General features: G+C 70.8%; 1 pseudogene. It reads left to right on the plus strand.

Features of this window, described 5'->3' with window-relative positions:
* Positions 1-19: 19 nt before the first annotated feature.
* Positions 20-455, plus strand: a pseudogene (locus tag MKK52_RS17320) (hypothetical protein); the annotation flags it as partial.

The raw sequence follows: 455 nt of genomic DNA on the forward strand, positions 1-455 counted from the left end.
CACATACTCGGACTCTATGATGTCACTCAATCCCGCCGGACATCCTGTCATCACCGGCCTGCTCGCCGCTCATGGCTTCGTTTTGTCCTATGCCCGCTCCCGAACCCTCCCCCTCACCCTCCCCACCCGCTCCAGCCGCGGCGGGACGTTCGCCGTCTCTCACAAGTTCGCCCGCGCCGCGATTATGACCGTCGCGACCCTCGCCGCCCGCGAGCATCAGAAGCGCAACGGCGGCACCTGGGGCGCTGCCATGGCCGTCTGCCTCAAGGCCGCGTGGCAGACCGAGACCGCCGCCCCTTCGCTCCGCGACCGCGCCGCCGATCTGTCCGCCCGCCTGGCCGGCACGAGCCGCAGGCCAGAGCCTGCCGCAACCGCCGAGGGCACCTTCGCACCCGCTCCGGCCGCTCTTGCCGACGCCTGCCGCTGGGCGGTTCAGCATCGCGCGTGGGTCGATT

Source organism: Methylobacterium sp. J-067, assembly GCF_022829465.1.
GTDB classification, from domain to species: domain Bacteria; phylum Pseudomonadota; class Alphaproteobacteria; order Rhizobiales; family Beijerinckiaceae; genus Methylobacterium; species Methylobacterium litchii.